The sequence below is a fragment of the Epibacterium sp. ABZ3_068 genome (genome assembly GCF_056159265.1).
The window spans coordinates 601,669-617,327 of record NZ_JBSWUV010000001.1 but is presented as its reverse complement, the minus strand read 5'-3'; the positions used below and the strand labels follow the sequence as shown (position 1 = coordinate 617,327).

Sequence of the window (15,659 nt, the reverse complement as noted above, 5' to 3'; positions counted from 1 at the left end):
CACCTTTCTTGTCCACGCTCTTCTGTTTTTGCACCAAAGGCACCGTGTTAGAAAGAGAAAAAGAGAAGGAGCAGCTATGAGTATGTCAGTTTTTTTGATGATCGCGGGCCTGTTGCATTTGGCCCTCTTGATCGGTCATGGCGCGCAGATCGCGTTGAGCCATGGGGTGTCTTGGGGCACGGGGCGGCGCAGCACCGCGCCGGTTCTGAGTGACCTTGATCGGCGGTTTGACAGAACAGTCACGAACAATACTGAAAGCATGATCGCCTTTGTGCCCGTGACCGTTGCGGCCCTTATGCTTGGTGCCGATACTGGCGTCGCGCTATGTGCGGCGCAGGCCTTCATCGCTGCCCGTATTGCCTTTACTGGGTTATACCTTCTCAACATCCCCTATGTGCGAACTCTGGTCTGGTTCGTCGCAAACCTGTGCATTGCGACGATTGCCTATGAGACCCTTTTGGTAGTGGACTGGTGATTGTTCAAAAATGCCACTGCGTGACCAAAACCGAAACGCTCAAAGCCAATCCGGCCATTGGCCAATGGCGGCAACGTGTGGTTCACGATCTCATGTGCTTCCTGCAGAATTCGAGATTCGGGGCTCATTCTGTACCTTCGCTGCGTGGAAATCCAATGACCGCTTGGGGCTGGCTGGCGTCATCTGAGGACCGGGGCCAGGTGCGTACATGCTGCAAGCCTGCTGCGGCATCGCCGCAAGGCCGCTGAGAGCCCGTTTTACTGAATGCTGCACCGTGCGCGAATGTCTGCGCTGCTCGAAAATCAAATAAGGTCAGTCAACGTTCCAACGTGCATGGAATTCGGGGTCTACCGCTTCATTGGGGTCGTAATCGCTTTCCTGCCACTTTAGAAACTTGGTTTTTTCTCGTGGAAACAGCGAGAAGCGCTCCCAGTTTTCTTCCAGCCAACCGAGTGTCATGGCACTGCCATTTTCCCTCAGGTGATCCTCGTGAATAACCCAATTACCCATCAAACCTGCCTTGAAACCCAACCAGTTAACCCCGACAAGGTGCTTGTTGAACTTGATGAACATGTAGCAAAATGCATCGCGATCTGGGTGAGTATCGAAGAAATACAGCAGATCACCGACACCAATGCGCTCACTGGTGTCTGTAACCTCGCGATAGGTCTGCCCCATCAAGTTGAATTCAAACATGAATGATTCCGATCCCCACGTTTACAATGGCTCTCACGTCTACATCGGGATGAAATGGAGCAAAAGACTGCATAGCAGTCTGTGACCTGCCAAGAGCAAATGGCAGCAAAGTCCGCCTCCCTTCCGTTCGACGGTGGTTGGTGGCTGCATCTGCGGCGAAGGTCTGTTCCCCCCATTGCTCGTGCAGCATGAGACCGTTGCCTAGGTGGCAGATCCTGAGACTTTGCAAATGTCGCTCACTGCGCTTCGCTGACATTGGGGAGGGACGCAGCATCAGGTCGGGCAGCCTGAAGCCGCAGAGTGTCTGTTTTCGGGAAACTGGCCTTCAAATCTCGCATATGCAGCGTTGAGCGCGAAGCATGCCATGTGAGGGACCGCTTCGGGCTTATTCAGTTGAAAAACTCGCCGATTTGAATGCTCGGTTTTGATCTCGATATCTGCACAGCCGAGACCTTGATCATATGGCGGGTGTTGTTTGGGGAGCCGTGATGAGCTTTGCGAGTTTTCTGAGGTTCTGGGCGGTGGCGGCGAGGTGGAATTCGTCGCGTGCGCCGCATGGACCACGTAATCGGAGGCGTCCGAGACCGAGGATGCGTTTGAGGTGGGCAAACAGCATCTCGACCTTCTTCCTGAGCTTGCAAGAGATCGCGTATTGGGTGGTTTGGGCGATGGCGCGCGCCACGTCTCGGGATGGTTCGTGGACCGACCGTGTTACCTTGCGCCGCGGCTCTTTCGGGCAGCATCGGCTTTTCAGGTTGCAGGCGTCGCAGTCGGATCTGCGGGCACGATAACGAAGGATGCCGTCCTTGTCCGGTTTCGGTTCCCTCGGCTTTGTGAAGGCCCGGCGGTATTGTTTGAGTTCCTTGCCACCTGGACAGATGTACGCGTCATTCTCAGTGTCATAGGTGAAGTCGGCTCGCTCGAAGGTCCCGTCGTTGCGACCGGATTTATCGATAACCGGGATATGCGGAGCAATGCCATGATCGACAAGCCAGCCAAGCATGGGTCCCGAACCATAAGCCGTGTCTGCGATCAACCGTTCCGGCTTGAGATCATGGCGCTGGTGCACCCGACTAACCATGGTTCGGGTAGCACCGACCTCAGCCTGTCGGATAGACCGAGTTGCTTCAACATCCAGGATCACACCGTTGTCGGTGTCGATCAGATAGTTGGCGGAACAGGCAAAATAGGCGGGTCCACCCCGTGCCCCTGTCCATTGCGAGGCTGGATCGGAATGTGAGGTGAACTTCGGCTTCACCGGGCTTGCAGCACCAAAGGCGGCTTCATCCAACGTCTCTAGGTATTCCCTGACGGCGCGGGGTGCATCTTCAGGGACGATCTTCTCAGGTGCCCAATCCCGCTGCGGTGAGGAGTTCTGCCGATTGGCATCAGCCTGGATCAGGCTGGCGTCAGCTGCGAAACGCTGCCCACTGGCCAACCCTTCCTCGATACAGCGCGTAACAACCGTCTCGAACAAATGCCGCAAAAGGTCACTGTCTCGGAAACGGCCGTGCCGGTTCTTCGAGAAGGTCGAATGGTCCGGCACCGGATCAGTGAGATCGAGGCGGCAAAACCAGCGGTACGCGAGGTTGAGATGCACCTCGTCACAGAGCCGACGCTCAGATCGAATGCCCATCACGTAGCCCACCAGCAGCATCCGGATCATCAGTTCCGGATCAACTGACGGTCTGCCCGTTGAGCTATAGAAGGGGGCAAGGTGTCCCCGGATGCCTGAAAGTTCGACGAACCGGTCTATGCCACGGAGAATGTGATCCTGAGGAACATGGTCCTCAATCGAGAACTCGTAGAACAACGCTCCCTGCGCTTCCTGCCTCGGCCCCATCATCGCGGTCAATCTCCTGCAACGTCGCAAGAATTGAATCAGTCAATCCAGCACCAAACAAGAAGAGTTTTTCAACAGAATAAGCTGGCTGCGGACATTTTCTGGTAGCTGACTTTTGGCAGCTTTGTCACGACCATCTCCGGTGAGTTCAAGGCATAAATCTATTTTCCGTATTGGCCGCTAGGCCAATATAGCGTCAGCTATCGGTTCACGGAAGGTAACAATCAAGGGGTCACTTGCAACGCTTACTTTTTGTCTGATCACATCTCTTGCTTATTTGGCAGCGTCTCGGGCTTTTCGGCCGAAAACTGGAACACTTCGGCCATGTCATGGATCCTGTCATAGATGAAATTGCTGACATTTCGGATTCTGGCCAGGTATTTGTAGTCCTCGGGATAAAGCAGCCAATAGCTGCGGCTGAATTTGATCTCATGGGGAAGGATGGGAACCAACTCTGTGTTGCGGGCAATGAAACAGGGCAGAACCCCCATTCCTGTTCCGTTTCGCACCGCGTCAAGCTGCGCTTTTACGGTTGCCGCCTTATAGACCACACGAAGATCGGCCGAGATGCTCCGGTTGAAATCCAACTCATCCGTGTAAAGCAACTCGTCGATATAGCCGACAAATGGGTATGCGGTCAGATCTTCGCGTTGTTGCGGAATGGAGCGACCGTCAAACAGGACCGGGTTTGCATACAGGCGCAGATCATAGTCGATCAGTTTGCGCATCACCACCCGCCCGGTGATCGGCCGATCCAGGGTGATGGCAATATCCACGTCGCGCCGCCACAGCTTGTGGTTGGAAGGCACAGGCACCAGCTCGATCTCATAGCTCGGCTCGCTCCGGATGAATTCGGGCAAGAGATGAGACAGGATTGCATTTCCAAATCCGTCAGGTGCTCCGACCCGAACCCGGCCCGAATGGCTGCTGTTATATCGGCTGAGTGAATCCGCTATGGCGCTGGCTGCGGTTTCCATCTCCTGAGACCGGCTCAGGATCAGAGCACCGGGCTCAGTCAGCGCCATTCCGTCCTGTGTTGGTTCAAAAAGGTGGCACCCAGCTTTCTCCTCCATCTGGCGCAGGCGACGGGCCACTGTTGTGTGGCTCACCCCCAGCCGTTTGGCCGCCTGGCTTACGCGGCCGGTCCGTTCGATTTCCAGAAAGATGCGGATGTCATCCCAGTCCAATTGCACGCAGGGTCTCCTTTCGGGGGGTAAGTCCCAGTAACAACATTCATAAACCAGTTCAGCCCGCTTGGTAACCAATCTGGTTTGTCCTTCCCGGTTTGCATTTACACGTCATCGGAGCCTTTTGCCGAACACGCATTGTACTGTGATCGATTTGAGGGCCATCCGTGCGTCGCTTCTGGCAAAATGGATATCCCCACATTAGGATGATCGCATGGTGCCATGTTTTGGCCGATAAAACCCACCCTCAGAGAGGCCAAATGAACGCTCCAGATCCAGAACACGCTGTGGAGAAATCCGATCCTTCCGCACCTACGGAGGTTGCTTCACACCCAAGTGAGGTTGTGAACCTGCTGCCGCGCGGCGAGCTTGATGCGCTGGCGATCGCCACTGAAACCGACAAAAGCTCCAAGCGGCATGACTACATGCGGTTTTACGAGAGCCTGCTGACGCCTTACAAAGACCAGTCATTCTCGCTGCTGGAGCTTGGCGTCGGACTGCCCAGCCGGCGTGCGCCCTCTTTGCGCACCTGGAAATCCTTCTTCCCAAAGGCACGTATCGTGGGCGTCGACATCCGCCGTGTCTCAAAGGAGTTTGAGGAAGACCGCATTCATATCGAGATTGGGAACGCCGCCAAACCCCGGTTTCTGAAACGTGTCTTTCGGACCTATCAGCCGTCAATAATCATCGACGATGCCTCGCATTTCTGGTCTCATCAGATCATCGGGTTTCAGACGTTGTTCCCTTTGCTTCCGCCCGGAGGGATCTATATCGTCGAGGACGTGCATACGAGCTTTCTGGCCCAGGAGCAGGGATCGCAATATGCGGATCACGAAGAAAGTTTCTGGAGCTATTTCAACCGTTTGCAGATGGCTACTGTTTGTGCTCAGAACCACGGACCGGAGTTGAGTCAGGCTGAAAATCGTCTGGTTTCCTGGATCGACGCCATGTTCATTACGCGCAAAACCGTCGCCGTTGTAAAACGTCAGGCCCCGCGCCGCAGGGAATGGGTCACCCCCGCACAGGAGACGCTGTAGCCGACGCCGCTTATCCGGCCTTTGCGCGTTTCAAAAGCCAGATGAAGAAACTGCCTCCGACCAGGCCTGTGACGATGCCAATCGGCATATCTTCCGGGGCCATGACGGTGCGGGCGGCAATATCGGCCCAGATCAGGAACAAGGCGCCAAACAGGGCCGACAGTGGAAGGACCCGGCGATAGTCGCCGCCGACCACAAGGCGCACCACATGCGGGATCATCAGGCCGACAAAGCCGATGATCCCGGAAAAGGCGACCAATGTGCCGGTCATCAGCGCCCCCAGGACAAAGATCTGCAGCCGAAAGCGGCGTACAGGAATACCCAAGGTGGCGGCGGTTTCATCGCCAATTGTCATCGCATTCAGATCATCGCTGTGCAGCCAGATCCAGAGACCGCAGGGCAAAAGCACCGCCACCGGATAAATCAGATGTGTCCACTGTGCGAGGCCGAGCCCGCCCAGCATCCAGAATACAACCGTGTGGGCCGCGCGTGGATCGCCCATGAAAATCAGCAGATTACCGCCGGCCATCACAATAAAGGACACGGCAACGCCCACCAGCACCAAACGGTCCGCGCCGGAGGCTTCGGTAAACCTGACAACAGCCAGCACCATCACTGTGGCACCCAATGCCCCGGCAAAAGCCATAAGCGGGACCGTAAGGAGGCCCAGAAACAACCCGGTATGCAACAGCGCAAGGATCGCGCCAAAGGCCGCCCCGGAGGAAATGCCCAAAAGATGCGGATCAGCAAGCGGGTTTCGGGTGACCGCCTGAAGCGCGGCCCCAACCATTGCCAAACCTGCCCCCACCAAGGCCGCCAGCAACGCGCGGGGAAACCGAATGTCCCAGACAATGGCCGCGCGCCCTTTGGACCAGGTTGGTTCAATCAGACCCGGCGTCAGGTGCTCCATCACTACGCCCCAGACGGTGGCGAGAGGTATGGAGACCGCCCCGACCGCAACCGCAAAGCTGACCGACGCCAGAAGTGCCGCACCCCCAATGAGGCCCCAGAAGATGCGGGGAAACCGCAGGCGCGGTTTTTTGGGGGGTAACAGGGTGGCATCGGTCATGAATTCGGGTCTCACTCCGGCAGATCTGCTCACTCTGCCCAAAAGGCAGAGGCGAGCTTTTTGATTGCCTTGATGTTGCGCGGTCCAGGCGTCGCCTCGACATATTCCAGCGTAACAAACCGGTCGTTCTTCACGGCGTCCATATCCGCAAAGGCCGGGTTGTTCATCATGAACGCGCGTTTTTCTTCGGCAGTTACATTGCCATAATTCACAATCACCACAACCTCGGGATTGCGCTCCACCACTTCTTCCCAGGTGACCGTGGCCCAGCTTTTCTCGAAATCATCCATGATGTTGGTGCCGCCGGCGGCTTCGATCAACGCAGTTGGCATGGCGTAACGGCCAGCGGTAAAGGGGCTTTCCTCGCCGCTGTCATAGACAAAAACACGCAGCGGCTCATCACCGGCGTTCAGCGAGGCCGTAAAGGTTTCAAGCTCGGCTTTGTAGCCATCCACCAGGGTCGCCGCCTTGTCCTCGACGTCAAAAATGCGGCCAAGGTTCAGGATGTCGTTATACATGTCATCCATGGAAACCTTGGGTTTGTCACCGATGTGGATGCAGCTTTCGGTCAACTCATATACTTTGATGTCAAATGGATCCAAAGTTTCTGGCGTGACTTCGCCGCCGACTTTCATACCATAATTCCAGCCCGCGAAATAGAAATCCGCATCCGCGCCCAACAGCACCTCTTTGGTGGGGTATTTGGCGCTCAGCTCGGGTAGCTCTTCGATGCCTGCGCGCATATCTTTGTCCAGGGTCTTCCAGCCCGAAATACCAGTGTAGCCCACCATTCTGTCCGCCAGCCCCAGAACCAGCATCATTTCGGTCAGGTTTACGTCGTTGGAGACGGCAGCTTTGGGCGGCGCGTCAAAGCTGACCTGACGGTTGCAGCTATCGACAGTGGTTTCAGCCAGTGCGGCACCGGTCGAGGCAACAAGGGCAAGCAGGGAGATCGTCAATTTCATGGGGTTGGTCCAGTTTTGGATTTGGAAAGGTGGAAGGTGAGATGCGACCGGGCGCTGATTGACAGCCACTCGGCGCGGGCATGTACATCAAAGGCAGTGGACACACGCTCCGAGGACAGCACCTCGGCAGGCGGGCCAAAGGCGATGCTTTGCCCTTGATGCAGCAGAAGAATGTCGTCGCAGACCTCCGCTGCCATATTCAGATCGTGCAAGGAGGTGACAATTGTCATATCCAGTTCGCGGATCAGTTGGAGCACGTCCAGCTGATGGCGGATGTCCAGATGGTTGGTCGGCTCATCCAGAACCAGAACCTGCGGTTCCTGGGCCAGCGCGCGTGCGACCATACAGCGTTGACGTTCTCCGCCGGACAGGGTGCCAAAGGCTCGCGATGCCAGGTGATCCAGATCCAAACGGCACAGGGCGTTTTCCACAGCGGTTGCGCAGCCTTTGCCCGGTACGGCAAATCCCTGGCGATGCGGGATACGTCCCAGCGCCACAACATCGCGCACCGACAGCGCAAAATCTGTAGGTTGCTCCTGTAAAACGGCGGCAATCTTGCGGGCGCAGGATCGCGGGGGCAGGGACCAGATGTCGTCTCCGCCGATTGTGATGCGGCCACGTGTTGGTTTGACCCAACGATAAAGCAGCCTCAGCAAGGTCGTCTTGCCCGCGCCATTTGCGCCGACAACACCCATCACCCGCCTTGGAGCAAGGTGAAACGAGGTCGGATGCAGGATCAAAGGCTGCGCCCGCCCGCTTCCCCAGGAGACATTTTCAATAGTCAGCTCAGCTGCGCTCATGCGGCGGGCTCCGGCTGCTCGGTGGCGGAAAACAACGTGGCCGGCACGCGCGCCAGGGTGGATTTCCGCAGTTTTCCAGGGCGATCAACAGAGGAGCACCAGCCGTCCCCCAAGGTTACATATTGCTGCGCAAAGACAAGGATATCCTGCACGTCCGCGTCCGCGTTCAGATCGCCAAAGAGGTATGTTGCCTTGCCCACGCCATGAAACCCGACGGTGCAGGGATGGTCACATCCTGCCATACAGGCGACGCCTGCGACACCAATGTGGCCTGCAAGGCGTGGATCCTCTGCGATGGCCGTGTGCAAAGCGTCGATCAGCTCAAAGCCCGGCTGGCGTCGGGTTTCCTTGTCTTTGCAACTGATGCAGACCGCAATTCTGCATTGTGTGTTCTCAGCCATTCTGCCCTCCGCAGAACCGGGGGGACGACGAAAACAGGGGATGCGGCAGTGACATGGCCACATCGCACAACTCTTTCGTCCGGACGCCCCGTCCGGGTTTAAAAATATCTGGATGGCAGGTCTCCTGACTCGCGGGTCACTGCGCTCTGTCCCTTCCCGGTCGAAAGCCGACCAGTGGTCCTGACAGAGAGCTCACCGCTCACAGTTGCGGGGGCAGTCACGGATTTGGTGCCTTTTGGCTACGCCGCACCGTGTTCCCTTTTCATCCCGGATTGCCTTGGGCGTCGCGGGAACCATCGTCCCCGTCTCTGCCAATCCCTATTGTCTCTGTCAAGTTTCCCTGCAAACCCCTGAGCTGGAAACAGGCAGCCGGAATGGCCAAAAGGCCCATGAAGCGCTGAGCAGGAGCCGCAACAAAGTCCGGCCAGACCGCAAGGCTGCAGGTCTTCACTGTTAGCGCGGAAGCAGAAAGATTGTCGGCGGCGCTGTTATCGGGTCATGTAAACCCAGCTTTTGAAAGGACGCACCATGACCGACAAAGATGATGCAACAGGATTGGACATCCACAACATTCCGATCCTGTTGCGCCGCAAGATCGAAGCGATGGTCCTGAAACATGTTTTTGACGTGATCAGCGAACGGTCCGGGCGTGACGAAGCCGAAGCGGTTATCGGTGAGGCCTGTTCAAAATCGGCCATCGAGCAGGGGCAGATGATGGCCGACGCCCTGGGACATGTGCCGGACCTCAAGGACTTTGCCGACATTTTGCCCAATTGGACGCGACAGGGCGCTCTTGAGATCGAGCCCTTGACCATGACCAGGGACCAGATGGACTTCAACGTCGTGCGCTGTCGTTATGCGGAAATGTACCAAGAGATGGGGGTAGGTGACATCGGCCACCTCTTATCCTGCAATCGAGATGGCGACTTTTGCATCGGCTATAATCCGGACATTGAAATGACCCGCACACAGACCAAAATGCAGGGCGCCAGCCATTGTGACTTTCGCTACCGTCTCAAGCCGAAGCCATGAGGCACAAGCGATACAGGAAACGAAAGGGTGAAGAAACGACTTCCAAATGCGCCCACCTGTTGGTGCAACGGCAGGAACAGGCAAGAGATAACGACGCGCTATTGACTGAGGTCTGCCCAGATCTGTTCGACCCAGGACTTGATCTGCAGCGCTTCCTCCCAACGGTTTGAAAGCTCAATGCCATCAGGCCCAGTCATCGCGTAATCCGGCGGGCCCAATTCACACAGGAACACACAAGACCCCTCGGGATTGCGGGTTTTCCACCCGTTCAGACCTTCGCGCCAGAAGGCCCTGAACATATCAACCCATTGTTGGTTCTGGGGGAAATCAAGTTGCAATTGCACTTGGCTGCGGCTTGCAACACGCCCTTGAAAACTGTCGGAACGGGCCAGAATACGGCTCATATGTTCTGCGTCGCGTTCACGGATCGGACAGGCCATTTCACGCCCCACCACATAATGAGAGAGATCGGCACACATCCGCATTTCCGGGATCGCATCCAGCAGGCACAATGTGCTGAACAAATCGTTGGTGATACAGTCGCGATGGGTTTCAAACAGGATTGGCATGCCTTCCTGTTCTGACATTTCAATCCAGGCCCGAATAACGGGGATCATGCCGTCCACACTCAGCGGCATGACCTGACCAATGACCACGACAAAGGGCGCGCCAAAGTCCTTGGCCATTTTCAACGTCGGACGCAGCCCTTCGACAGTCTTGGGGAAATCCACCAAAAAGGGAGTCAGACCAGCGCGGGCCATCATCGGTTGGATGCGTTTGACATCCTCAACCGGGGTTGCGCCAAAATCCAGCGCCATGCCTTTGTAACCGGCACCGGCAACCATCTCCACAACCTGCTCATAGGGCAATTTTATGCCGGTCTGGTCATGAGGCTGCATCGCCCAGAGCGACGTATAAACATCCAGCGTTTGGTTCATTCCGCTTCCACCCGCATGCTGCGACCATTGACCGGCACCACCCAGACCTCATTCATCGGATATTGGCTTTCATCTTTCTGGCTGAGTTTTTTGATCACTTCGATCTGAAACTCAAACCACCCCATCCGCCAGACTTCACCGCCGATTTTCGCTTCGATTTTTTCGTTCAGCTCGCGCAGTTTCCAAAACGGCACCGAGGGGAATGTATGATGCGCAGTGTGATAAGGCATCTGCCAGCAGAGCCAGCGCATCAGCGCATTTGTCCGGGTGCTGCGGGTATTTTCCAGAATGTTGTCTTCGTGGCTCAACCCCAGGTGTTCAATGGTGTTTTGCAGCTGATGAACCGGCTTTGTCAGAACCATCGGGATGATCCAGAACGTCGCCCAGGCCCAGTTTCCAAAAGCGACCGACACAGCAATGACCAGCACATAAAGTGCAAGGTGAATTCGGCTTTCACGGATGATCATCGCTTCTTCATCTGCGCGGATATAGGGTTCGATGATGATACCTCGGGCGCGACGCACAGTTCCAACAACGCGGTTGCGCCAATAGGTTACGCCGCTCAGCCACAACAGATAAGTCGTGAGCGTGTATGGCTCACGAACCAGTTCACCGTCGCGCTCCCAGTCCTGTGTCCACTTGTGGTGGGCAAAATGCATCACCTGATCATAATCGCGCGGGAAGATCATCACAAACCCGATCAATCTGCCCCAGATCTCATTGACCCGCTTTGTCGCAAAAACCGTACCGTGTGACAGCTCATGCTGGCCCGCGTAGAGGAAATTCAAAAGCACACCCAGCACAAAACCGGTCAAGATGACCCAGTAGCTCCCCAGTGCCTGCGCGTGCAAAATGGCCATCATAGCAATCGCGCCGATGTGGCTTAGGATCTGCATCCAGCCCCGAAGGTCTGAGCGCGCATTCAGTTCGCGTAGCTCAGCAGGTTCAAGCAGTTTGCGGCGGGAGAAGCTGGCTTCCATGGCATGGCCCTCAGGTTGGATCTTGATCCTTACTTGACTACCCATTTAAAATTTGCAGGTCTAATGATTATATCTCCGGTAAATGATGAGATTCTTGCATGAATTTGCCTCCAATATCCGCGCTGACCGTATTGGACGCGCTGGCGCGTACCGGATCCGTCAAAGAGGCCGCACGGGTCTCCAACCTCAGCCAAAGCGCGGTCAGCCATAAACTGAAGGCGCTGGAAACGCAGTTGGGCTTTGACCTGACCACTGCAAAAGGGCGGGGCGTGGTGCTCACGCCGGAGGCCCGCAGATATGTTGCGGCCATCCGTCCGGCGCTTGCCATACTGCACGAGGCCCACAGTGGGCTGGAGCAGGCAAAAGGGCGTCTGGAAATTGCAGTTACATCCGGGTTCGCGGCCACCTGGCTGGCGCCGCGTCTTCAGGCATTTCTGGAACGTTACCCAGCTATTTCGCTGAAACTGCGCAGTGTCGCAGTGGGAGAGAGCCTGCCGGATTGTGACCTGTCCGTGGTCTTTACCGACCGCCCTGCGCCTGGCTCCCAACGTCTCTTTGATGTGACGTTCTTTCCGGTTTGCAGCCCGGATTTCTTGCATAGCCACGGGCCGCTCACATTGGATCGCTTGACGCCTGACATGTTGTTGCATCTGGACAATCACACCGATTGGCAGGAGTGGCTGCACAAAAACGACATGGATCTTGCGGTTGCGGGGCCTGGCCTTGTCTTTACGGGCCTATTGGCAATGTATGCATCTGCCGAGGCCGGGATGGGGCTGTGCCTCGGGGATGCGGTGACCTCAGACCATGCGCTGCGCTCTGGCCGCCTGGTCCGTCCCTTCGAGCAAGAGATCCATGCGCGCGCCTCTTATTGGATCACACCGCCGTCTGCCGGGTTAACGGCCCCTGCCACAGCCTTTTCGGATTGGCTGCGCGAAGGTTTTGCACAGGGTGCGGGTTCGCAGTTTACGTCGAACGACAAATGAAATTAAACTTTGCCCTAGGTGTGCATTTTTTTTGAAGGATCAAGATGCCAAGGGTTCCGTCCACACAAGCCCTGCGCGCGCTGGAAGCGTTTGCCCGGTTGGGGTCGATCTGGCAGACCGCAGAAGAGCTGCATCTCACCAAAAGCGCGGTGAGCCATCAGTTGCGTCAGCTTGAACGCGATCTCGACTTTCCTCTGACCGACAAAGTTGGAACGCGTTTGCAGCTGACCCCGGCAGGGCGGCGGTATGCTGTTGATGTCCGCAAGGCTCTGGTTGCATTGCACAACGCGGCCTCACGGTCTTCGGCCCGGGGGCTCAGTGGCAAGCTGACTGTCAGCTGCCCGCCGGGCTTTGCAAGCAATTGGCTGTGTACATCCCTGCAGAGCTTTCAAAATGCGTTCCCGGATATTTCGCTTGAACTGACAACGCCGCGACGGCTCAATGACGTGAGCAGCCCGGATGTGGATGTATTTATTGCGTTCGGGCAGGAGTTTCCGGGAAACGTCGTGCTTGAGACGTTTCAGGAGATTTCCTACACGCCGCTCTGCAGCCCGGCCTATCTGAACCTTATGGACGGTTTCTCGGATCAGAAAATCCTCTCACGGGCCACCCTGCTTCATTTGCAGGATCACCAGGAGTGGCGCAGTTGGATGAAGATGAAAGACCTGCCGGTTGAATGGGGGAACCGCGGCATTCGATTCTCTGACATGAATCTGGCCTATTCGGCGGCACTGGCTGGGCAGGGGATCGCGATGGGTGATGAATTTGTCTGTTCTGCCGCTCTTTTGAGCGGAAAACTTGTGCGCCCGTTTCCCGAGCGTTTGCCGACTCAAAACGCCTATCACATTGCTTTGCCGCAGGATCGGGGGGTAAATCCAGCCGCTGCTGCATTTGTGAGCTGGATGAAGGACACTTTGCGTAAACCTTGAACGGTTTTTGCACCATTCGTGTCACCGGCAAAAAATATTTGCTGTTGGCGCGAATTTCTTTCGCTTGTTCTGACCGGGGCGGGGCATCCAATGTGTATTTGGAGACCAGCCACCCATAGGACGTGAACACGTGACTTCCCTCAAGCCAGCCATCGAAGCCATCAACATCGGTAAGGACTACGGTACGTTCACGGCATTGGACGATGTGTCGATGAAGATCATGCCCGGCGAGTTTCTGACTCTTTTGGGGCCATCCGGGTCGGGCAAGACGACCTTTTTGATGATGCTGGCCGGCTTTGAACCCATAACCCGTGGGTTTTTGAAGATAGAAGGCTTCGACCGGACCACGGCCCAGGCCGAAACGCGCGGGTTCGGGATGATGTTTCAGGGCTACGCCCTGTTTCCCCATATGACCGTCGAAGAAAACATCGCCTTTCCGCTGAAGGTTCAGAAACGCGCAAGGTCGGAAATCAAAAACCGGGTTACGGATATGATTGATCTGGTGGGGCTGACAGGGCACGGTCACAAGCGCCCGTCCGGCCTGTCTGGCGGCCAGCAGCAACGGGTCGCCTTGGCGCGTGCGCTTGCCTATGAACCGCCGGTCCTGTTGCTGGACGAGCCGTTCTCGGCACTTGACAAGAACCTGCGTGGCCAGATGCAGGATGAATTGCGCCGCATCCATGCCAGGATGGGAACAACCTTCGTGTTTGTGACCCACGACCAGAGCGAGGCGCTGGCTTTGTCCAGTCGAGTGGCGATTTTTGAACACGGAAAGCTGCAACAACTTGCGGATCCGGCCACGGCCTATGCTCGACCCGCCAACCGGTTCGTTGCGGAATTTCTGGGGGACATCAATATATTACCCGCCAAATTCGATGGAACCCATTCCACGGTTGGCGATTTTGCATTCCATCTCAGCAGTGCGCCCAACGCAACCGCGGACCATGTGGGGATCCGTCCCGAAAACCTGATCCTCTTGCCCGATACGGACAGGCGGGGGCTGAGCTGTGAAATCGCAGACCGTATCTACATGGGCGCGCAATCTCGTTTGCATCTGACCGCGCTTGCCGATGGCAGCCCTTTGATCATCGACCTCAAGACCTCCGAGCTGAATGGTGCAGCCGAACCCGGGCAAAAGATCCGGGTCGGCTGGGCCGCAGAAGACAGTCTGATCTTCTGATCAGTGTTCCAACAGAAAGGTATCAAAATGCACACTCCCTTCCAGCAAGACCAAGCATCACTATTGAAAGAAAAGCTCAAATCCGGCGCGTTGTCCCGTCGCGGTTTCTTGCAAGGCCTCGCGCTTCTTGGCGGCACCTCAGCGCTGGGTTTGTCCGCAGGCCAGTCTCAGGCTGCGGGCAAAGACATGGTTTTTGTAAACTGGGGCGGCGACGCGATTGACGCGATGGCCCAGGCGTTTGGCGATGGCTTCGCGGCAAAATCCGGCGTGAACGTCCTCTATGACGGTTCCGGCCCGCTGGAGGGGTCAATCAAGGCGCAGGCCGAAACCGGGAGCCCAACATGGGATCTGGTCGATTGTGATCCCTTCTCTGGTCAGGCCTTGGGCAAATTGGGCCTGATGCGTCCGATTGACTGGGATGTGGTGGACCCCGGCAAGATCCGCGAGGGTTTCCAGTGGGAATATGCCGCCAACAGCTATTTCTACAGCTACATCATCGCCTATGACAAAACCAAATACGATACGCCGCCGACCTCGATGGCGGATTTCTTTGATGTTGATAAATTCCCCGGCAAACGCGCCATGTACAAATGGGGTGTGGGCATGTGGGAAGCGGCGCTGTTGGCGGACGGTGTTGCTCCCGAAGAGCTCTATCCGCTGGATCTGGAGCGTGCCCACGCAAAGATCGCAGGTTTCAAGGATCACATTGGCGCCTTCTGGGGCGGCGGGGCCGAAAGCCAGTCCTTGCTGTTAAACGGTGATGTGTCCATGGCCATCATCTGGAACACTCGGGCGATGCTGCTGGACAAGGACAGCGAAGGCGAGATCGGCATGACCTGGGCTCAGGGTATTCTGGCTCCCGGATCAACCGGCGTTTTGATGAACAACCCGGCCGGTGAAAAGGCCGCCATGGACTATATCGCCTATACGCAGGACCCCGAAGCGCAGGCCAAACTGTTTGCCCTGCTTGGAAATGGGCCAGCCAACCCTGCAGCAGACGCGCTGATCCCGGATGCGGACAAGTTCTATAACCCGGTCGACCCCGAGAACTTTGCCCAGCAAACCCCGCTTGATATGGGCTGGTACGAAGAAAACTACGGCGCGGCGCTGGACGCCTACCTTGGCGTGATTTCCTCATAAT

General features: G+C 56.5%; 16 protein-coding genes and 1 riboswitch. Of the genes, 7 read left to right on the top strand and 9 right to left on the bottom strand.

Going from position 1 to position 15,659, the window contains the following annotated elements; translation table 11 throughout:
- Positions 1-76: 76 nt before the first annotated feature.
- Positions 77-475: an MAPEG family protein gene (locus tag ACXAEW_RS02890; RefSeq protein ID WP_474939884.1), complete on the top strand. Its 399-nt coding sequence runs from the start codon at positions 77-79 to the stop codon at positions 473-475.
- Positions 476-787: 312 nt separating this feature from the next.
- Here ACXAEW_RS02890 and ACXAEW_RS02885 read toward each other — a convergent pair whose 3' ends face one another.
- The 3 genes from ACXAEW_RS02885 to ACXAEW_RS02875 all read right to left on the bottom strand — a co-directional run bounded on the left by ACXAEW_RS02885 (position 788) and on the right by ACXAEW_RS02875 (position 4,207).
- Positions 788-1,171 carry a hypothetical protein gene (locus tag ACXAEW_RS02885; RefSeq protein WP_474939883.1) on the bottom strand — a complete coding sequence of 128 codons (384 nt, stop codon included), beginning with the start codon at positions 1,169-1,171 and terminating at the stop codon, positions 788-790.
- Between the two features lie 457 nt (positions 1,172-1,628).
- The gene (locus ACXAEW_RS02880; RefSeq protein ID WP_474939882.1) at positions 1,629-3,017 is read right to left on the bottom strand and encodes a transposase; all 1,389 of its coding nucleotides are present in this window, start codon (positions 3,015-3,017) and stop codon (positions 1,629-1,631) included.
- Positions 3,018-3,274: 257 nt separating this feature from the next.
- Complete coding sequence (locus tag ACXAEW_RS02875; RefSeq protein WP_474939881.1) at positions 3,275-4,207, bottom strand: LysR family transcriptional regulator; 933 nt, start codon at positions 4,205-4,207, stop codon at positions 3,275-3,277.
- A gap of 254 nt (positions 4,208-4,461) precedes the next feature.
- Here ACXAEW_RS02875 and ACXAEW_RS02870 point away from each other — a divergent pair, with 254 nt between their 5' ends.
- Positions 4,462-5,238, top strand: coding sequence for a class I SAM-dependent methyltransferase (locus tag ACXAEW_RS02870; protein ID WP_474939880.1), 777 nt, complete (start codon positions 4,462-4,464; stop codon positions 5,236-5,238).
- Between the two features lie 10 nt (positions 5,239-5,248).
- Here ACXAEW_RS02870 and ACXAEW_RS02865 read toward each other — a convergent pair whose 3' ends face one another.
- From ACXAEW_RS02865 to ACXAEW_RS02850, 4 genes are read right to left on the bottom strand one after another with little or no spacing between them, the layout of a single operon-like run.
- The gene (locus ACXAEW_RS02865) at positions 5,249-6,307 is read right to left on the bottom strand and encodes a FecCD family ABC transporter permease (RefSeq protein WP_474939879.1); all 1,059 of its coding nucleotides are present in this window, start codon (positions 6,305-6,307) and stop codon (positions 5,249-5,251) included.
- 29 nt (positions 6,308-6,336) lie between these two features.
- Entirely contained in the window at positions 6,337-7,272 is a 936-nt protein-coding gene (locus ACXAEW_RS02860; RefSeq protein WP_474939878.1) for an ABC transporter substrate-binding protein, read from the bottom strand.
- A complete protein-coding gene (locus ACXAEW_RS02855) occupies positions 7,269-8,072 on the bottom strand; it encodes an ABC transporter ATP-binding protein (protein WP_474939877.1) in 804 nt (267 codons plus the stop codon). Before ACXAEW_RS02855 ends, ACXAEW_RS02860 begins: the two co-directional genes overlap by 4 nt.
- Complete coding sequence (locus ACXAEW_RS02850) at positions 8,069-8,473, bottom strand: DUF1636 family protein (RefSeq protein ID WP_474939876.1); 405 nt, start codon at positions 8,471-8,473, stop codon at positions 8,069-8,071. The genes ACXAEW_RS02855 and ACXAEW_RS02850 overlap by 4 nt, the downstream gene beginning before the upstream one ends.
- Before the next feature lie 97 nt (positions 8,474-8,570).
- A riboswitch (cobalamin riboswitch) is annotated at positions 8,571-8,786 on the bottom strand.
- Positions 8,787-9,001: 215 nt separating this feature from the next.
- On the opposite strand from ACXAEW_RS02850, the gene ACXAEW_RS02845 reads away from it, so the two are divergent.
- Positions 9,002-9,505 (top strand): L-2-amino-thiazoline-4-carboxylic acid hydrolase, encoded by a 504-nt coding sequence (locus ACXAEW_RS02845; RefSeq protein WP_474939875.1) that lies wholly within the window; start codon positions 9,002-9,004, stop codon positions 9,503-9,505.
- Between the two features lie 98 nt (positions 9,506-9,603).
- On the opposite strand, the gene ACXAEW_RS02840 is transcribed toward ACXAEW_RS02845, so the two are convergent.
- Both ACXAEW_RS02840 and ACXAEW_RS02835 read right to left on the bottom strand, forming a co-directional pair.
- Positions 9,604-10,443: a sugar phosphate isomerase/epimerase family protein gene (locus ACXAEW_RS02840; protein WP_474939874.1), complete on the bottom strand. Its 840-nt coding sequence runs from the start codon at positions 10,441-10,443 to the stop codon at positions 9,604-9,606.
- Complete coding sequence (locus ACXAEW_RS02835) at positions 10,440-11,468, bottom strand: fatty acid desaturase (protein ID WP_474939873.1); 1,029 nt, start codon at positions 11,466-11,468, stop codon at positions 10,440-10,442. Before ACXAEW_RS02835 ends, ACXAEW_RS02840 begins: the two co-directional genes overlap by 4 nt.
- A gap of 53 nt (positions 11,469-11,521) precedes the next feature.
- Here ACXAEW_RS02835 and ACXAEW_RS02830 point away from each other — a divergent pair, with 53 nt between their 5' ends.
- From ACXAEW_RS02830 to ACXAEW_RS02815, 4 genes are all read left to right on the top strand, one after another.
- Entirely contained in the window at positions 11,522-12,409 is an 888-nt protein-coding gene (locus tag ACXAEW_RS02830) for a LysR substrate-binding domain-containing protein (RefSeq protein ID WP_474939872.1), read from the top strand.
- 44 nt (positions 12,410-12,453) lie between these two features.
- The gene (locus ACXAEW_RS02825) at positions 12,454-13,338 is read left to right on the top strand and encodes a LysR substrate-binding domain-containing protein (protein WP_474939871.1); all 885 of its coding nucleotides are present in this window, start codon (positions 12,454-12,456) and stop codon (positions 13,336-13,338) included.
- 130 nt (positions 13,339-13,468) lie between these two features.
- Complete coding sequence (locus ACXAEW_RS02820; protein ID WP_474939870.1) at positions 13,469-14,518, top strand: ABC transporter ATP-binding protein; 1,050 nt, start codon at positions 13,469-13,471, stop codon at positions 14,516-14,518.
- 27 nt (positions 14,519-14,545) lie between these two features.
- The gene (locus ACXAEW_RS02815) at positions 14,546-15,658 is read left to right on the top strand and encodes an ABC transporter substrate-binding protein (protein ID WP_474939869.1); all 1,113 of its coding nucleotides are present in this window, start codon (positions 14,546-14,548) and stop codon (positions 15,656-15,658) included.
- Position 15,659: the final 1 nt, after the last annotated feature.

What these genes read in the sequence shown, in the direction of transcription:
- ACXAEW_RS02890 (WP_474939884.1), top strand. Translation starts at nt 77, where the DNA reads ATGAGTATGTCAGTTTTTTTGATGATCGCGGGCCTGTTGCATTTGGCC.
- ACXAEW_RS02885 (WP_474939883.1), bottom strand. Translation starts at nt 1,171, where the DNA reads ATGTTTGAATTCAACTTGATGGGGCAGACCTATCGCGAGGTTACAGAC.
- ACXAEW_RS02880 (WP_474939882.1), bottom strand. Translation starts at nt 3,017, where the DNA reads ATGATGGGGCCGAGGCAGGAAGCGCAGGGAGCGTTGTTCTACGAGTTC.
- ACXAEW_RS02870 (WP_474939880.1), top strand. Translation starts at nt 4,462, where the DNA reads ATGAACGCTCCAGATCCAGAACACGCTGTGGAGAAATCCGATCCTTCC.
- ACXAEW_RS02865 (WP_474939879.1), bottom strand. Translation starts at nt 6,307, where the DNA reads ATGACCGATGCCACCCTGTTACCCCCCAAAAAACCGCGCCTGCGGTTT.
- ACXAEW_RS02860 (WP_474939878.1), bottom strand. Translation starts at nt 7,272, where the DNA reads ATGAAATTGACGATCTCCCTGCTTGCCCTTGTTGCCTCGACCGGTGCC.
- ACXAEW_RS02855 (WP_474939877.1), bottom strand. Translation starts at nt 8,072, where the DNA reads ATGAGCGCAGCTGAGCTGACTATTGAAAATGTCTCCTGGGGAAGCGGG.
- ACXAEW_RS02850 (WP_474939876.1), bottom strand. Translation starts at nt 8,473, where the DNA reads ATGGCTGAGAACACACAATGCAGAATTGCGGTCTGCATCAGTTGCAAA.
- ACXAEW_RS02845 (WP_474939875.1), top strand. Translation starts at nt 9,002, where the DNA reads ATGACCGACAAAGATGATGCAACAGGATTGGACATCCACAACATTCCG.
- ACXAEW_RS02840 (WP_474939874.1), bottom strand. Translation starts at nt 10,443, where the DNA reads ATGAACCAAACGCTGGATGTTTATACGTCGCTCTGGGCGATGCAGCCT.
- ACXAEW_RS02835 (WP_474939873.1), bottom strand. Translation starts at nt 11,468, where the DNA reads ATGGGTAGTCAAGTAAGGATCAAGATCCAACCTGAGGGCCATGCCATG.
- ACXAEW_RS02830 (WP_474939872.1), top strand. Translation starts at nt 11,522, where the DNA reads ATGAATTTGCCTCCAATATCCGCGCTGACCGTATTGGACGCGCTGGCG.
- ACXAEW_RS02825 (WP_474939871.1), top strand. Translation starts at nt 12,454, where the DNA reads ATGCCAAGGGTTCCGTCCACACAAGCCCTGCGCGCGCTGGAAGCGTTT.
- ACXAEW_RS02815 (WP_474939869.1), top strand. Translation starts at nt 14,546, where the DNA reads ATGCACACTCCCTTCCAGCAAGACCAAGCATCACTATTGAAAGAAAAG.